This is a genomic window from Castellaniella sp. (genome assembly GCF_049671645.1).
Lineage (GTDB): Bacteria > Pseudomonadota > Gammaproteobacteria > Burkholderiales > Burkholderiaceae_B > Castellaniella.
This window is the reverse complement of record NZ_JBATVG010000014.1, coordinates 312,269-327,912: the sequence shown is the minus strand read 5'-3', so window position 1 is coordinate 327,912 and position 15,644 is coordinate 312,269. Positions and strand designations below refer to the sequence as shown.

Sequence of the window (15,644 nt, the reverse complement as noted above, 5' to 3'; positions counted from 1 at the left end):
GAGACAAAAACATGCATACATCCGTTCCCGCGCTTCGACGCCCGTTCTTGCGCCGGCTGGCGGCCGCCGTCTTTCTAAGCAGCCTTGCCGGCACGGCCGTAGCCGCCGGGCCGACCCCAGTCAATGTGAGCTACCAGGTCACCATCCACGGCGTGCCTCTGCAGATCGCCGAGGATCGCGATTGGTGGGCCGAGGCGGGTCTGAAGCCTGGCAATATGACGTCGTTCGTGGCCGGCGCCCAGCAGGTGGCGGCGGTGCCCTCCAAGACGTGGGACATCGGTCTGATGGGTGGCCCTCCCGCGTTGCTGGGCGCGTCGCGTTTCAATCTGCAGTCGGTCCTGATTCTGATCGACGACTCCCGCGCCAGCGGCGTGATTGCCCGTGACAGCGTCTACGACGCCATCAAGGCTGATCCGGTGAAGGCCCTGAAGGGCAAGCAGTACCTCGTTCCCAGCAATTCCACAGCGGACTACGCTGCTCAGGCATGCTTCGCCAAGATGGGCTTGAAGCCCGGGGATGTGCAGGCGGTGAACATCGCGCCCGGCGCGATCGTGGATGCCTTCAAGGGCAGCGACATTCCGGTGGGGGCGATCTGGTATCCCCATATGGCCCGGATGGAGCAGGCCGGCGGCAAGCCCTTGTGCGACGGCGCGACGTCGGGCGTAGTGGTGACCGCGAACATGGTGGTGCGGCCGGACTACCTGCAGGAAAATCTGGAGACCGTAGCGCGTTTCGCCGCGTTATATCTGCGTACGCTGAACGTAATGCGCGAGGATCGCTCCGCGACGCTGGCGGCGATGAAGACGTTCTATGACAAAGGCGGTGTGGTGTTGAGTCCGGACGAGATGGTGGGCGAGGTCGAAACCCGCGACTACTGGAATCTGGCCGAGCAGACGAAGGCGTTCGACCGCAGCGCGGGCCCCTCGCTGCTGGACAAGGAGAGCACGCGTCTGGCGGAGTTCTTCAAGAGCGCAGGCACGATTCCCAAGGTGATGGATGCCAAGGCTTACATCAATCCCGTCGTGATCGACTACATCAACAGCCATCCGAAGCTCAAGGCGTTCGCCGAGGGCAAGCCGGGCGCGCTGTAAGCGCGGCGGGCCGCCACGTGAGGGCGCGTGGCGGCTGCATGCATAGGACGAACGAAATGACCGCAGTGGATCTAGAAAGTCTTTCCGGCTTGGCCGCCCTGGTGACGGGCGCTGGGCAGGGCATTGGGTATGCCACCGCCGCTGAGTGCGCGCGTCGGGGCGCCGCGATCGCCGTGGTGGATATGGACTCCGCAGCCGCCGAGCGGGCAGCGGCTGAGTTGTCGGCGCGCTTCGGGGTGCCGACGGTCTGGGCGGCGGCCGATGTCCGCCAGGCCGATGAGGTGTCGGAAGCGGTGTCTTGCTGCGAGGCAGGGTTGGGCCGTGTCGACATCCTGGTCAATGGCGCCGGGATCATGACGCCGCGCCTGGCTCCTGTGGCCGAGATGCCGCTGGCGGATGTGCAGACGATGATCGAGGTGCACGTGCATGGCGCTTACCTGTGCGCTCAGGCGGTGCTGCCGGGCATGGCGGTGCGTGGCTTCGGGCGCATCATCAATATTTCCTCGGTGTTGGGCGTGCTGGGGTTGCCGTTCCGTAGCGGCTATGCCATGGCCAAGCACGCCATCAATGGATTCACCCGGGCGCTAGCGGTCGAGGTGGCGCGCCAGGGCATCACGGTCAACGCCGTGGCGCCCGGCTACATCCTGACGGAGACGCTGCAGGCGCGGCTGGACGCCGGCATGCTGGACTACGACTGGTACGCCCAGCGCGCGCCGGCTGGTCGCTGGGGTTTGCCTCAGGAGATCGGCCACGCCATTGCCTTTTTGGCCCTTCCGGCCTCCAGCTTCATCACCGGCGCCATCCTGCCCGTCGACGGAGGCTACACGATGCGCGGCGACCCCGGTGAGGCGATCGGAGATGCACAGTCGGCGGATGCGCTGGCGGGCATCCGCGCGATGTTCGAGTCGGGAGGGCGCTGACATGGTGCGCACGGCCATCCACGCCGCCGTTTGGGGAAAGGACTGGAGTCCGGCGGGCCTGGAATGCACGCTGGCGGACGCCGCCGAGATTGGTTACGACTATGTGGTGGTGCCGCTGAGGCGGTTCGAGGACATCCAGCCCGAGGGGTTGGCGAAGGCGTTCGACCGGCACGGACTGGCACCCCTGAACACCTGCGGACTGTCGTTCGACCTGGACATCGGGGCGGAGGACGCTGCCGTGCGTGCGCGCGGCATCGCTCATCTGTGCCAGGCCGTCCGGTTGGCGCGCGACATGGGGTCGGAGCAGATCGGCGGAGTGCTGTACGGGCCCATTCACAAGGCCGACCGGCCCTTATCCGACGCGGCTTTCCTGCGCGCCGCGGAATCCATGCGCGAGGTGGCCGAGCAGGCCGGCCGCGCGGGTGTGCGGCTGGCGCTGGAAGTGGTCAATCGTTACGAGACGCCGTTGCTCTATGACTCCCGCCGGGGACTCGCGTTTTTGGAGGCGATAAGGCACGATAACGTGTACTTGCATCTCGACACTTTTCATATGAGCATCGACGAAACAGACCCCTATGCGGCGATTGGGGCCGCCTTGCCTAGGCTTGCCTATCTGGAGCTGGATCAGAGCCACCGGGGCGACGCCTTTGACGGTTCGCTGGATTTGACCGCATGGGCGCGCGAAGCGGCCCGCCTGGGTTATCGGGGGATCGTGGGCGTCGAGGCCTTCTCCCGGCCGATGCTGGCAGAAGACCACGCCAACGCCCTGGCAGTCTGGGAATCCCGGTATGACGATGGGCGCGCAGTTGCGCAGCGCTTCATGCGGGTGATCCGCGAGGGCTTCGGCATATGAGCAACCACAAGCGACAGTCCCTGACGATGCGCGACGTGGGCGAGTACGCGGGGGTCGCCCCGATCACTGTGTCTCGCGTGCTGTCCAATCACCCGTCGGTGGCGGCCGAGACGCGCGCCTCTGTTCTACGGGCCGTGTCCGAACTGGGCTACGTGCCCGACTATACGGCCCGCGCCCTGTCGCGCCGGGGCAGCAAGCTGGTGGCCCTGCTGCTGCCCAACATCGCCAACTCGGTCTTCGCCGACACCGTGCATGGCATCAACGAGGTACTGCACGAGCATGGGTTTTCGCTGATCATTGCGCACAGCGGCTACGATGCCCAGTATGAGGAGACCCTGCTGCGCGGGCTGCTTGCCTATAGGCCCGATGCGGTCATTCTGACCGGCTTCACGCACACTCGCGCCACGCGCACCATGCTGCGCAAGGCGGGCACGCCGGTAGTGGAAACCTGGAATGTGGGGCCGGAGCCCATAGACGTGGCAGTTGGGTTTTCCAATTTCAAGGCCGGACTGGAAGTCACGCGCTACCTGATCGCCAAGGGCCATACGCGGCTGGCGTACCGGGGGGGGACGCAGAGCGACAACGACCGCACCCGCGCGCGTGAGGAAGGCTTCCGACAGGCGCTGGCGGAGGCCAATCTGCCCGCCATGGAGGCCTGGATTGGATCGGCGCCGATGGAACTGGAAAGCGGCGCCGAGCTGGCACAGCAATTTCATGCAACCCCGCCGGGGCAGCAGCGGCCACAGGCCATTTTCGTTGCCAGCGACATGATCGCCGCCGGCTTCGTGCTCGAGGCGACACGTCTGGGCATCCGCGTGCCGCAGGACGTGGCGGTGGCGGGATTCGACGATACGCCGCTGGGGCGCGCCATCCAGCCCCGGTTGACTACTGTCAACGTGCGCCAGCGCGAGATCGGGCGCAAGGCCGCCGAATTGGTGCTGCGCCGCCTGCGGGGCGAGACGGTCGACCCCCCTGTGCATGACGTAGGGTTCGCCATCGTGCCCCGCGAGAGCGCCTGAACGACAGATTAAGGATAGGAGACATCTATGAGCGACATCCGTTTTCAGCAGATCGGGCGCGTCTTTACACGCAATGGCGAGGCTACTGCTGCGCTGGAGAACATTGACCTGCACGTGCGCGACGGCGAGTTCGTCGCCATCGTAGGCCCGTCCGGCTGCGGCAAGACCACGCTGATGCGGTTGGCCGCGGGCCTGGATGCGCCCACGTCGGGCCAGGTCCTGGTCGGGGGCGAGGGTGTGAACGGCCCCGGCCCAGACCGGGCGGTGGTCTTCCAGCAGTTCGCCCTGTTCCCGTGGAAGACGGTGGCCGAGAACATCGCGTTCGGTCTGCGCTGCAAGGGCCTGCGAGATGCGGAACGCGATGCGCAGGTAGCGCACTATGTGCGGTTGATGGGGCTGCAGGGCCGCGAAGACGCCTATCCGCACCAGTTGTCCGGCGGCATGCAGCAGCGCGTGGCGATCGCCCGCAGCTATGCGCTGGAACCCGAGGTGCTGTTGATGGACGAACCCTTCGGCGCGCTTGACGCGCAGACACGCACCGTGATGCAGGAAGAACTGCTGCGTCTGTGCGCGATCTCGCCGCGCACGGTGATGTTCATCACGCATGCCGTCGAGGAGGCCGTCTATCTGGCCGACCGGGTAGTGGTGATGAGCCGCCAGGGAGGCTCCATCGTGGCCGACATCGACGTGGGCAGCACGCGCCGCTTGGAACAGTGGTCTCGGCACGAGCGCATTGAGGATGTGATGGACCTGCCTAGCTTCGTCGATTTCCGCAGCCGCGTCTGGAAGCTGTTGCGCGATCAGGATTTCCATACCATCGCCAGCGAGATGGCCTGATCCGTGGCTGTCTGATTCTGAGAGGAGAGGCATTGTGGGTTTCTATGCAGACAAGACCGTCCTGATTAGCGGCGGCGCAGGCGGGATCGGCGTGGAGACTGCCCGCGTGTTCCTGGAGGCGGGCGCCCGCGTTCGCCTGGTGGATGTGTCCGCTGAGGCGCTGGAGCGTGCACGGGACGCGCTGGGCGGGTCGGACGCCGTGTCGCTGCAGGTCAATGGGCTGGACGATCACGACGCCTGCCTGCGCGCCCTGAGGGAAGGAGGTTTCCCCTATGCGCTGGTCCATCTGGCGGGTATTTCTCTGCCGGACCTGGACGATCTGGACGATCTGTCTCTGTTCGATTCGACCATGGCAGCCAATGTCCGGAATGGGTACCAGCTCGGCCGTCTGATGCATGCCCATGGCACAGGCACAACCGCGCAGCCGGCGCGGATCGTGTTCGCCAGCTCGCTTGCCTTTCGTCGAGGAGGGCTGGATCGCATCGCCTATTCGGCGGCCAAAGGCGCTATCGCGGGCATGCTGCGCGCTATGACACGGCGTTTCGCGCCACGTGTGCACGTCAACGCCGTGGCTCCCGGCATTATCCTGACGCCGATGACGCGCCAGCTGATTGCGGAGCGCGCCGACGCGCTGATGGCGGAAATCCCGATCCGCCGCTTCGCGGAACCGCGGGAGGTCGCCACGGTGATCGAGTTCTTGTGCGGCCCGGCGTCGAGCTACGTCAACGGACAGATCATCAACGTGGACGGCGGCACTGTTCATAGTTGAACGGCGCCCGTCGCGGCGGATACCGTCTGCCTTAAACCTGACGTCGCAGGTGGTTCGGCCCGGCGAACCATCAATCCCCAGGCAACATCTCCGGATTCCAGGCCACTTCCCAAAGATGCCCGTCCGGATCCTGGAAATACCCCGCATACCCGCCCCAGAACGTATTCTGGGCGGGTTTCACAACCACGGCGCCAGCCGCTTTCGCCTGGTCCATGACCTCGTCCACTTCAGCGCGCGATGACACATTGTGCGCAAGGCTGATCTCCGTGGCGCTGGCCGCCCCCAGCGGCAGGCCGGAATCCTTGGCCAAGCTCTTGCGGGGCCACACAGCCAGCCTCAGCCCCGGCTGCAGGTCGAAAAAGGCAACGGCGCCATTCTCGAATTGTTCGCCGATGATGCCTTCGGTGGGTAGCCCTAATCCGTCCCGGTAGAACGTCAACGCGCGCTGAAGATCATCCACCCCCAGCGTGATCAGACTGACACGTGGTTTCATGGCTACCTCGTAGAGTGTTCAAACCGCTTCCAGTCAAACGATGGCCCCGGATCGGTTTTCCGACCCGGCGCGATGTGCTCGTGTCCCTGGATGGCCCGGATCGGATGCCGCGTTCGAATCGCCGCCGCCAGATCGGATAGCCGCGCATACTGCGCATCCGTATACGCCAGCGTATCCGTGCCTTCCAGTTCAATCCCGACCGAAAAATCGTTGCAGCGTTCCCGCCCTTCGAACGATGATACCCCCGCATGCCAGGCCCGCAGCACCGTCGGCACGAACTGCACGATCGTGCCGTCGCGGCGGATCAGGAAATGGGCCGACACCCGCATGTCGCGGATGTTCTCGAACCAGGGGTCCGCGCTGATATCCAGGCGGTTCTGGAAGAAATCGATGATGGCGTCGCCCTGGAACACGCCGGGCGGCAGGCTGATGTTGTGGATCACCAGCAGGTAGGGATCTTCGCCACCGGGCCGTAGGTCGTGGTTGGGGGAAGGGCGGCGCAGTACGCCGGGTCCCATCAGCGGCAGCCAGCCGTCCGGCTGGATCGTCAAGGCAGCGGCGGCGGCGCCCGTCGCATGGTCGGCGGACGGGCCCGCCACCGTCACTTTCTTAACCCCAGCCGCGCGTGTTCCGCGCTGCACCAGGTCTTGCCCTGGCTCATGTAGGCCTCGGAACGGGGCATGAAAATATGGCAGTGAGCGCAGCGCACCATGGATTCGGCGGCGTCGCGGGACTCGACGTCCTGGCGACGGGCGGCGGCCTGCCGGGCCTGGGCCTTTTGATGGCTGAGGATGCGCGAAACGAACAGGATGGCCAGGATGATGACCGCCCAGAGCAGGAGCTTACCCAAGTGTGCCTCTTTGAAGGATGACTTCCAGGACGAAACGGCTGCCGGTGTAGGACAGCAGCAGGAAGGCGAAGCCGGTCAGCGTCCAGCGCAGGGCGAGGCGCCCGCGCCAGCCCTGGATCCGGCGCCCGGCCAGCAGCACGCCGAACGTCACCCAGGACAGCAGGGTGAAGACGGTCTTGTGGTCCATGGGCAGGGCGTGGCCGCCCAGGCGCAGGGACACGATGATGCCGGTGATGACGGTCAGGGTCAGGATGATGAAGCCGATGCCGATCAGGCGGAACAGCAGTTGTTCCAGCGTCAGCAGGGGCGGCATGGCGACCATGGCGCGGGCGATCGGGCCCTGTTCGCCTTCGGCCTCGATGGGGCGGTGCAGGTGGCGGTCCAGCACGGTCATCAGCATGGCGTGCAGGGCGGCCACGGTGATCAGGCCGTAGGCCACCATGGCGATCAGCAGATGGATGCGTAGCCAGTCGTTGTTGGCGTGCGGCACCAGGTAGCCGTGCGGGAAGATCGCCGCCAGCAGGCTGATCAGGGTGGCGGCCGGCAGCAGCAACAGCAGCAGGCTGTCCAGGCGCAGCAGGAAATTTTCGATCCAGAAGACGATCATGCCCAGCCACATGGCGGTGGACAGGGCCAGCGCCCAGCCCAGGTGCAGGCCGGTGGGCACGATGACGGCGGAGACCAGGCCGATGCCGTGCAGGGCGATGGCCCCCAGCAGGCAACTGCGGCCGATGGCGCTGCTGGGCCGCACGTCCTGCGCGCGGGCGATCGGTCGCCACAGGGCCAGGCCCAGTACGGCGTAGGCCAGCGCGGCAAGCAAGTGAAATACAATGCTGACTGACATAGTCCTGTCGGTGTCCGGCGCACGGCGTGCGCCACAAAAGCTTCCATTTTATGCGCTGGCCGACGGATCAACCAGTTTTGTGGAACTTGCCTCATGCTCGATAACCTCACCACTCGCCTGTCGCGCATCGTCAAGACGATGCGCGGCGAGGCCCGCCTGACCGAGTCGAACACTCAGGAAATGCTGCGCGAGGTTCGGCTGGCCCTGCTGGAAGCCGACGTCGCCCTGCCCGTAGTGCGCGATTTCGTCGGCCGGGTCAAGACCGCCGCCCTGGGGCAGGAGGTCGCCGGCAGCCTGAATCCCGGCCAGGCGCTGGTAGGGATCGTGCACAAGGAACTCACCGCCCTGATGGGCGGCGACCTGGGGGCGGATGCCGGCGAACTGTCGCTGGCGGCGCAGCCCCCGGCCGTGATCCTGATGGCGGGCCTGCAGGGCGCGGGCAAGACCACCACCACCGGCAAACTGGCCAAGTGGCTGTCCGAGGGCAACCATATCCAGCACGGCCGCAAGACCGGTCGTAAAAAGGTGCTGGTCGTCAGCGCCGACGTCTATCGTCCCGCCGCTATCGATCAGTTGAAGACCGTGGCGGCCCAGGTGGGGGTCGATTTCCTGCCCACCGAATCCACGCAGAAACCGCAGGACATCGCCCGCGACGCCCTGGACCACGCCCGTCGCCAGCATTACGACGTGCTGATCGTCGACACGGCGGGCCGCCTGGGCATTGATCAGGCCATGATGGACGAGATCCGCGCCCTGCATGGCCTGCTGAATCCGATCGAGACCCTGTTCGTGGTGGACGCCATGCAGGGGCAGGATGCGGTCAACGTGGCCCGCGCGTTCTCCGAAGCCCTGCCGCTGACCGGCGTGGTCATGACCAAGCTGGACGGCGACGCCCGGGGCGGCGCCGCGCTGTCGGTGCGCCAGATCACCGGCAAGCCGCTGAAATTCGTCGGCATGTCGGAAAAACTGGACGGGCTGGAGCCTTTCCACCCCGAACGCATGGCCCAGCGCATCCTGGGCATGGGCGACATCGTGTCGCTGGTCGAGCAGGCCCAGAAGAACATCGACATCGCCGAGGCGCAGAAACTGGCGGCCCGGCTGAAGTCCGGCGACCGCTTCGACCTGAACGATTTCCGCGACCAGCTGCAGCAGGTGAAAAAACTGGGGGACATGGGGTCCCTGCTGGAAAAACTGCCCGCCCAGTTCGCCCAGGCGGCGTCCCAGGTGCAGGGCGGCCAGGCCGAAAAGCAGTTGGCCCGCACCGAAGGCATCCTGAATTCCATGACGGCGCTGGAACGCGCCAAGCCCGACCTGATCAAGGCCTCGCGCAAGCGCCGCATCGCGGCCGGTTCCGGCGTGCCGGTCCAGGAAGTCAACCGCATGCTCAAGCAGTTCGAGCAGATGCAGGGCATGATGAAACAGATGAAAAAGGGCGGCATGGCGAAGATGATGCGCGCCATGGGCGGGCTGAAGGGCCTGGGCGGGATGGGGCGAGGTGGCGGGTTCCGCTGACCCGCCGCCTGGTCAGACCTGGGACTGCAGGTAGTTTTCCAGGCCGATCTGTTCGATCAGGCCGATCTGTTTTTCCAGCCAGTAGGCGTGGTCGGACTCGGTGTCCTTCAGTTGCAGCAGCAGCAAGTCCCGGCTGACGAAATCCGCGTGTTTTTCGCACAGCGCGATGCCTTCGCGCAAGGAGGCGCGGACCTCGTATTCCAGATCGAGATCGGCGCGCAGCATGCCGGGCACGTCCTTGCCGGGCGTAAAGGCGCTGGGCCGCATGTCGGGTTCGCCTTCCAGCATCAGGATGCGTTGCAGCAGGCTGTCGGCGTGCTGGGTTTCTTCCTGCATTTCGTGGTCGTTGCGCTGGAACAGTTTTTCCAGGCCCAGATCCTGGTAGCGGCGGGAATGGATGAAATACTGGTCCCGCGCCGCGAGTTCATCGCGCAGCTGGCGTGTCAGGTAGACGAGGACTTCGGGGTGGCCTTTCATGGTGCGTCTCTGAAGAGGGGATGCCCACAGTATGCCATGGGTGAATCACCCGCCCCCGACCGCCACGACGATTTCCAGGCGGTCGCCGTCGGCCAGCGCGGTCTGTCCGTGCTGGCTGCGCGGCACGATGTCGCCGTTGCGTTCCACGGCGATGCGCTTGCCCTGGTAGCCCAGGTGGGCGATCAGGTCTTCCACGGTGCGCACCTGGTCCAGGCGGGTTTCGTGGCCGTTCAGATGAATGGTCAGGCTCATGGCAGGGGCTCCTTCAGGCGAAGTGGTCCGTGGCGGCCAGCAACTGCTTCAGGATGCCGGGCTCGTCGAAGGCGTGGCCCGCGTCCGGGATCAACTGGAAATCGGCCGTGGGCCAGGCGTGGTGCAGATCCCAGGCGGACTTGGCCGGCGTGCAGGCATCATAGCGGCCCTGTACGATCACGCCGGGGATGTTCGCCAGCTTGTGCGCGTCGCGCAGCAACTGGCCTTCTTCCATGAAGCCCTTGTTCATGAAGTAGTGGTTTTCGATGCGGGCGAAGGCCAGCGCCGACTGGTCGGCTGCATGGGCCTGCAGGTGCTGGGGATTGGGCAGCAGGCTGATGGTGTGGCTTTCCCATTGCGTCCAGGCATGCGCCGCCTGCAGTTGCGCATGCGGATCGTCGCCCGTCAGGCGGCGGTGATAGGCTGCGATCAGGTCGCCGCGTTCGGCTTCGGGGATGGGGGCCAGATAGCTTTCCCAAATATCCGGGAACAGCCAGGATGCGCCTTCCTGGTAGAACCAGCGCAGTTCGGCCTGGCGCAGCAGGAAGATGCCCCGCACAATCAGGGCCTGCACCCGGTCCGGGTGGGTTTCAGCATAGGCCAGGGCCAGCGTGGAGCCCCAGGAGCCGCCGAACACCACGAGCCGCTTGGCCTTCAGAACCTCGGCGCGCAGCCGCTCGATGTCGGCCACCAGGTCCCAGGTCGTGTTGTGTTCCAGGCAGGCCGATGGCGTGGATCGGCCGCAGCCGCGTTGGTCGAACAACAGGATGTTGTAGAGGCTGGGGTCGAAGAGGCGTCGATGGGTGACGGAGCAGCCCGCGCCCGGCCCTCCGTGCAGGAATACCACCGGTGTGCCTTCCGGGTTGCCGCACAGTTCCCAGTACACGTGATGGCCGTGGCCGACGTCCAGGGTGCCCTGGCCATAGGGTTCGATTTCCGGATACATCAGTCTGCCTTTGTGTCGTGAGCGGCGACGGCCGGCGCCTGCCGCGTGAAGATCAGATCCCAGACCCCGTGGCCCAGACGCAGTCCGCGGTTCTCGAACTTGGTCAGGGGGCGATAGTCGGGGCGAGGGGCGTAGTCGGCGCAGGTGTTCCGCAGCCCGGGGTCGGCGGACAGCACATCCAGCATTTGCTGGGCGTAGTGTTCCCAGTCGGTCGCGCAGTGGATGTAGGCGCCCGGCGCCAGGCGGCTGACCAGCAGTTCGATGAATGCCGGCTGGATCAGGCGGCGTTTGTGGTGGCGTTTTTTCGGCCAGGGGTCCGGGAAATAGATGTGCGCTCCGGCCAGCGAGCCCGGCGCGATCATGTCGCGCAGCACCTCGACCGCGTCATGCTGGATGATGCGGACGTTGCCCAGTTCGTTTTCGTGGATGCGTTTCAGCAGGGCGCCCACGCCGGCGTTGAAGACCTCCACGCCCAGGAAATTGTCGTCCGGCCGTGCCTGGGCGATCTGCTGGGTGGTTTCGCCCATGCCGAAGCCGATTTCCAGGATCGTCGGCGCCGAACGGCCAAAGGCGGCCGTCAGGTCCAGGAGGGTGCCCTGGTAGCGGATCGACCAGCGCGGCAGCCATTCTGCGATCGCCTGTTCCTGGCTGGGCGTGATGTGGGCGCGGCGGTGGACGAAGCTGCGGATGTGCGTGCTGCCCGAGGGCGTTTGCGCCGTGACGATGGGAGAGGGGGGCTTGGGAAGGTTCAAAATGAGGTAAAATGCAGGGCTTCAGGGATTTCCGTGGCCTTCAATTTTACCCGTAAATCCTTGTGCATCAATCGATTGCGTCGATTGCGGGTGTAGTTTAATGGTAAAACTTGAGCTTCCCAAGCTTACGTCGTGGGTTCGATTCCCATCACCCGCTCCACTTCCCGCTCATCGCTTTGGGAAGTCATTCATGAACCGGCCTCAGGATCGACCTGTGGTCGCCCGGCGCTCCGCATGGGCCGAGAAGGCGCCTGTCGTCAGATCAATGTCGGCGCCTGCAATACCGACCCTGCGGGCCGCGTCCCGCCATCCATCCACTGCTGCTGCAACTTCTTCCACTGCCTGCCGGGCATGGTCGTCACTGAGTCCGTAGAACGCCGCCGTGCTGAGCACAGTCTCCAGGCTCGGTCGGTTATCCACATCGTCAATGTTCAAGACATGCTCCGCCTTGTCGATGTTCGAATTGACGTCAAACGCCGGTGCGAGGCGCCACCCCGTCTCGCCCAGTACGAAACCATGGTTCCGTAGGTGATCGTCCCGGTTGCCGACTGCGACGTTGAATGCCACGCGACGGAATAGCTGCGCCAGGTCCGTATCTGCATGCGCTGCATCGCCCTGAGCCCGGATGAATTGAGCCAATTCCAGATAGCTTGTGCCCTCGCTCTGCGTCTTGCGCAGCAGCGTCATCGCCGAGGCATAGAAGCGCCTGGCCCCATGCGCGCGATCAAACCGTTGCACACAGAAGATGTGGAAGTCGTTGTTGAGTTTGATCAGCTTCGCGGGCGGTACATCCACGCCAGCCTTCCGGGCCAGTTGGTGAACGACATACTCCCAAGCCCCAATGTCCCGGTCATCGTCGCGAGCAGGGAACTTGGCGATCCAGAGCGAGCCGTCGATTTCCGTGAAGTTGGCCTTCGGTCTTGCTCCGCCCAGTGAAGCGCCCGGCGCGACGAGCACCGCCAGCCATTTGCGCAGGGCCTCAAGGTCGTCGATGCGCCGGTTGCTGAGTTGATAGGCCACCGCTTCCAGTTCACGCAAAGTCGTCATTGGCGGCGCCGCCATCTTCTCGTCACCGAGAAATGTCTCCGTACCCGGCAGGCGAAAGCGTAATGCGCCCTGGCGGGTCTGGTCCTGCACCCCGATGAGGAAGTCCCAGGCGTAAAGCGTGCGCGGAGATCGGTTCTCGTCCTTGGCCTGCAAGGCTTCGCGGCGCTTCATGAGTGTTTGGCCCCAGCGATCGGGCGATGAGTCCAGGAAGATGCCAAAGTTGCCCGATTCCGGTTTTGGAAAGAAGGGGTGTTCGTCCAGGGAGAGGTCGGGATCCAGCGCGAATGCGCGAGGGTCCTTCAGCCAGTCCCGCTCGTAGTGAAAGCGGATCTGGCCACGGTCATGGGCAAGCGTGCCGACCAGGCAGGCAGGGCCGAGGTCATCGTTCAACCAGACTTCCAGGGCGTTGCTCTGCTTACTCATGTGGCACCCCACGGGTGGTGGCAGGCGGCGGGGTGACCTTTCGGCGTCTCACCCCGGGCGATGGCTCCAGCGCCAAATCCTGCAGCTTGCGCCCGATCCGGTCGTCGGCGGCCAACAGCTTGAGATCACCCTCAAGGCCCAGCACGGCCAGCACCCGCATGTAGGCCCCCAGCGTGGCGCCGGGGTCACCTGCCTCGACCTTGTACACGGTGGTTCTGGAAACCCCCGCGCGTTGCGCCACCACCGCGTTGCTCAGCTTGCGTCTCTTGCGAGCAAGGCGCAGTCGTTCGCCAAGCTCGGAGAGCAGGCGCTGTTCTTGTGGAAAAACAATGGGTGGTTTGCGAGGCATGTCCGCTATTTAAGTCAAATAGCAATTATTATGTCCATAATAGCAAAATAATGAATGTGAGACTAGAATTTGCTAGTGCGTGGAACTGGTACGCAATGCGGCCTATACCTGCTCTCTGATCAGGTATAGGCCTTTGTCAATCAATGGATTGGATGCTCGGTGGTGTTCCCATCACCCGCTCCACTCACGCTTCCCGCAGCGCCTCGAACCGCGCGACCAGATGGTCCAGCAGCGCGCGCACGGCAGGCAACTGGCCGCGCCGGGACGCATAGACGGCGTGGATGATCTCGGGCCTTGGCGCCCAGTTCGGCAGCACCCGCACCAGTGCGCCGCTGCGCATGTCCTCTTGCACGAACATGGTCGGCAACTGCACGACGCCCGCGTCCAGCAGCGCGGCTTCGCGCAGCGCCTGCATGGATTGCGTCACCAGCTTCGGCTGGTGGCGCACCTCGGTGCGGGTGGCATCGGGCCCGTGCAGTACCCAGCGGTGGGTTTCCTGCGGCACCCCCATGTCCAGGCTGGGCCAATCAGCCAAATCCATCGGCCCGGCAGGCGCTCCCATGCGCTGCAGCAGCGCGGGACTGGCCACCAGGCACTGCCGGCGTTCGGCCAGCGTGCGCAGCACCAGGTCGCTGTCCTGCAACGGCGGCGGACGCACGCGGATCGCCAGATCCAGGCCTTCGCCCACCACATCCACGCGCCGGTTGGTCTCGTCCACCTGCAGCTCGACGCGCGGGTGCAGACGCATGAATTCGCCCAGCAGGCCGCCCACGCGCACCGCCAGAAGGGCCACAGGGCAGCTCAGGCGCACCACGCCGCAGGGCTCGGCGTGCGCGAGCGCGGCGGACTCTTCCGCCGCTTCGGCCTCGGTCAGCATGGCGCGGCAGTGCTGGTAATAACGCTTGCCCACCTCGGTCACGGCAAAGCTGCGCGTGGAGCGCAGCAATAGCCGCGTCCCCAGACGCTCTTCGAGCAATGCCACGCGGCGGCTGAGCTTGGACTTGGGGATGCCCAGGGCGCGGCCCGCAGGCGCGAATCCGCCGTATTCCACCACTTTGGCGAAGTAGTACAGCTCGTTCAGATCCGGCAGTTTCATCGTTTCATGAATAGAACTCTGAGACTGAATATTATGGACTATTCAGGGTGTCGTTCCAAATCCATAATCTACCTATGTTCAAAGCCGGTTGCGTCCGCAAAGACCCCGGCCCTATCGCAAGGAGAAACGCCATGCTCAAGAAAATCCTCGGTGTCTACGAAGCCCCGCGCGCCCATTGGGTGGGCGACGGCTTCCCCGTGCGTTCGCTGTTCAGCTACGACAACCATGGCAAGGCCCTGAGCCCCTTCCTGCTGCTGGATCACGCAGGTCCTCAGACTTTCACGCCCACCACGGCGCGGCGCGGCGTGGGCGAGCATCCGCACCGGGGCTTCGAGACCGTGACGATCGTCTACGAGGGCGAAGTGGCCCACCGTGATTCCACCGGCGCGGGCGGCATCATCGGCCCCGGCGATGTCCAGTGGATGACGGCGGCCTCGGGCATCCTGCACGAGGAATATCACTCCGAAGCCTTCGCCCGACGCGGCGGCCCGCTGGAAATGGTGCAGCTGTGGGTCAACCTGCCGGCCCGGGACAAGATGTCCTCGCCCGGCTACCAGACCCTGCTGAATGCCGATATCCCGCAGGTCGATCTGCCTGACGGCGCCGGCTATGTGCGCGTCATCGCCGGCAGCCACGGCGGCGCTCGGGGTCCCGCCCGGACCTTCACGCCGATCGATGTCTGGGATGTGCGACTTCGGACGGGTGCTGCGACCGAACTCCAGGCCCTGCCGGGCCGCACCCTGGCGCTGGTGGTCCTGCATGGCACCGTGCTGGTCAACGGGCAGGAGGTCGTCCGCGCCGGCCAACTGGTGCACATGGACCGCGAGGCCGACACCGTGCACCTGGAGGCCAACAACGAGGTCACGCTGTTGTGGCTGTCGGGCGAGCCGATCGATGAGCCTGTCGTCGGCTACGGCCCGTTCGTCATGAACAGCGAAGCGGAAATCCGGCAGGCGCTGGAAGACTTCAGCAGCGGCCGCTTCGCGCGCATCCCGGCCGCTGAGGCCGCCGTGCCGGCGCGCTGAACGCCCCCCTCCGGCTGGCGCGACGACTGTGAAGCGCTGGCGGAGGGCGCGTCTTGTTTCGGGCGGAATGCCGGGCAGACCGTTGCCCT

19 protein-coding genes and 1 tRNA gene are annotated in these 15,644 nt (G+C 65.2%); 9 read left to right on the top strand and 11 right to left on the bottom strand.

Going from position 1 to position 15,644, the window contains the following annotated elements:
- Positions 1–11: 11 nt before the first annotated feature.
- The 6 genes from WBG56_RS06155 to WBG56_RS06130 are packed head-to-tail and all read left to right on the top strand — an operon-like array spanning position 12 to position 5,489.
- Positions 12–1,091 carry an ABC transporter substrate-binding protein gene (locus WBG56_RS06155; RefSeq protein ID WP_424266289.1) on the top strand — a complete coding sequence of 360 codons (1,080 nt, stop codon included), beginning with the start codon at positions 12–14 and terminating at the stop codon, positions 1,089–1,091.
- 56 nt (positions 1,092–1,147) lie between these two features.
- Positions 1,148–2,011, top strand: coding sequence for an SDR family NAD(P)-dependent oxidoreductase (locus WBG56_RS06150; RefSeq protein WP_424266287.1), 864 nt, complete (start codon positions 1,148–1,150; stop codon positions 2,009–2,011).
- Position 2,012: 1 nt separating this feature from the next.
- Positions 2,013–2,864: a sugar phosphate isomerase/epimerase family protein gene (locus WBG56_RS06145; RefSeq protein WP_424266285.1), complete on the top strand. Its 852-nt coding sequence runs from the start codon at positions 2,013–2,015 to the stop codon at positions 2,862–2,864.
- Entirely contained in the window at positions 2,861–3,883 is a 1,023-nt protein-coding gene (locus WBG56_RS06140; RefSeq protein WP_424266283.1) for a LacI family DNA-binding transcriptional regulator, read from the top strand. Before WBG56_RS06145 ends, WBG56_RS06140 begins: the two co-directional genes overlap by 4 nt.
- 27 nt (positions 3,884–3,910) lie before the next feature.
- Positions 3,911–4,720 carry an ABC transporter ATP-binding protein gene (locus WBG56_RS06135; RefSeq protein ID WP_424266281.1) on the top strand — a complete coding sequence of 270 codons (810 nt, stop codon included), beginning with the start codon at positions 3,911–3,913 and terminating at the stop codon, positions 4,718–4,720.
- 34 nt (positions 4,721–4,754) lie between these two features.
- The gene (locus WBG56_RS06130; RefSeq protein WP_424266279.1) at positions 4,755–5,489 is read left to right on the top strand and encodes an SDR family NAD(P)-dependent oxidoreductase; all 735 of its coding nucleotides are present in this window, start codon (positions 4,755–4,757) and stop codon (positions 5,487–5,489) included.
- Between the two features lie 70 nt (positions 5,490–5,559).
- On the opposite strand, the gene WBG56_RS06125 is transcribed toward WBG56_RS06130, so the two are convergent.
- The 4 genes from WBG56_RS06125 to WBG56_RS06110 all read right to left on the bottom strand — a co-directional run bounded on the left by WBG56_RS06125 (position 5,560) and on the right by WBG56_RS06110 (position 7,676).
- Positions 5,560–5,982 (bottom strand): VOC family protein, encoded by a 423-nt coding sequence (locus tag WBG56_RS06125; protein WP_424266277.1) that lies wholly within the window; start codon positions 5,980–5,982, stop codon positions 5,560–5,562.
- 2 nt (positions 5,983–5,984) lie between these two features.
- Complete coding sequence (ampD, locus tag WBG56_RS06120; protein WP_424266371.1) at positions 5,985–6,500, bottom strand: 1,6-anhydro-N-acetylmuramyl-L-alanine amidase AmpD; 516 nt, start codon at positions 6,498–6,500, stop codon at positions 5,985–5,987.
- An 83-nt stretch (positions 6,501–6,583) separates the two neighbouring features.
- A complete protein-coding gene (locus WBG56_RS06115) occupies positions 6,584–6,832 on the bottom strand; it encodes a PP0621 family protein (RefSeq protein ID WP_424266275.1) in 249 nt (82 codons plus the stop codon).
- Positions 6,825–7,676, bottom strand: a complete 852-nt coding sequence (locus WBG56_RS06110) for a cytochrome C assembly family protein (RefSeq protein WP_424266273.1) — start codon at positions 7,674–7,676, stop codon at positions 6,825–6,827. The genes WBG56_RS06115 and WBG56_RS06110 overlap by 8 nt, the downstream gene beginning before the upstream one ends.
- A gap of 93 nt (positions 7,677–7,769) precedes the next feature.
- Here WBG56_RS06110 and ffh point away from each other — a divergent pair, with 93 nt between their 5' ends.
- Entirely contained in the window at positions 7,770–9,188 is a 1,419-nt protein-coding gene (gene ffh, locus WBG56_RS06105) for a signal recognition particle protein (RefSeq protein ID WP_424266271.1), read from the top strand.
- Between the two features lie 12 nt (positions 9,189–9,200).
- Here ffh and bfr read toward each other — a convergent pair whose 3' ends face one another.
- From bfr to trmB, 4 genes are read right to left on the bottom strand one after another with little or no spacing between them, the layout of a single operon-like run.
- Entirely contained in the window at positions 9,201–9,665 is a 465-nt protein-coding gene (bfr, locus tag WBG56_RS06100) for a bacterioferritin (RefSeq protein ID WP_424266269.1), read from the bottom strand.
- Positions 9,666–9,710: 45 nt separating this feature from the next.
- The gene (thiS, locus tag WBG56_RS06095; RefSeq protein WP_424266369.1) at positions 9,711–9,911 is read right to left on the bottom strand and encodes a sulfur carrier protein ThiS; all 201 of its coding nucleotides are present in this window, start codon (positions 9,909–9,911) and stop codon (positions 9,711–9,713) included.
- A 19-nt stretch (positions 9,912–9,930) separates the two neighbouring features.
- The gene (gene pip / locus WBG56_RS06090) at positions 9,931–10,866 is read right to left on the bottom strand and encodes a prolyl aminopeptidase (protein ID WP_424266367.1); all 936 of its coding nucleotides are present in this window, start codon (positions 10,864–10,866) and stop codon (positions 9,931–9,933) included.
- Positions 10,863–11,615, bottom strand: a complete 753-nt coding sequence (gene trmB / locus WBG56_RS06085; protein ID WP_424266267.1) for a tRNA (guanosine(46)-N7)-methyltransferase TrmB — start codon at positions 11,613–11,615, stop codon at positions 10,863–10,865. The genes pip and trmB overlap by 4 nt, the downstream gene beginning before the upstream one ends.
- Before the next feature lie 86 nt (positions 11,616–11,701).
- Between trmB and WBG56_RS06080 the strand changes: the two genes are divergently transcribed.
- Positions 11,702–11,775: transfer RNA gene (locus WBG56_RS06080), tRNA-Gly, on the top strand.
- Positions 11,776–11,816: 41 nt separating this feature from the next.
- On the opposite strand, the gene WBG56_RS06075 is transcribed toward WBG56_RS06080, so the two are convergent.
- The 3 genes from WBG56_RS06075 to WBG56_RS06065 form a co-directional block, all read right to left on the bottom strand.
- Positions 11,817–13,085, bottom strand: a complete 1,269-nt coding sequence (locus WBG56_RS06075; RefSeq protein ID WP_424266265.1) for a type II toxin-antitoxin system HipA family toxin — start codon at positions 13,083–13,085, stop codon at positions 11,817–11,819.
- Positions 13,078–13,434 (bottom strand): helix-turn-helix domain-containing protein, encoded by a 357-nt coding sequence (locus WBG56_RS06070; RefSeq protein ID WP_424266263.1) that lies wholly within the window; start codon positions 13,432–13,434, stop codon positions 13,078–13,080. Before WBG56_RS06070 ends, WBG56_RS06075 begins: the two co-directional genes overlap by 8 nt.
- Positions 13,435–13,618: 184 nt before the next feature.
- On the bottom strand, positions 13,619–14,530 hold the full coding sequence (locus WBG56_RS06065; protein ID WP_424266261.1) for a LysR family transcriptional regulator: 912 nt from the start codon (positions 14,528–14,530) through the stop codon (positions 13,619–13,621).
- Positions 14,531–14,661: 131 nt separating this feature from the next.
- Between WBG56_RS06065 and WBG56_RS06060 the strand changes: the two genes are divergently transcribed.
- Entirely contained in the window at positions 14,662–15,555 is an 894-nt protein-coding gene (locus WBG56_RS06060) for a pirin family protein (RefSeq protein WP_424266259.1), read from the top strand.
- The last annotated feature ends 89 nt before the right edge of the window (positions 15,556–15,644 follow it).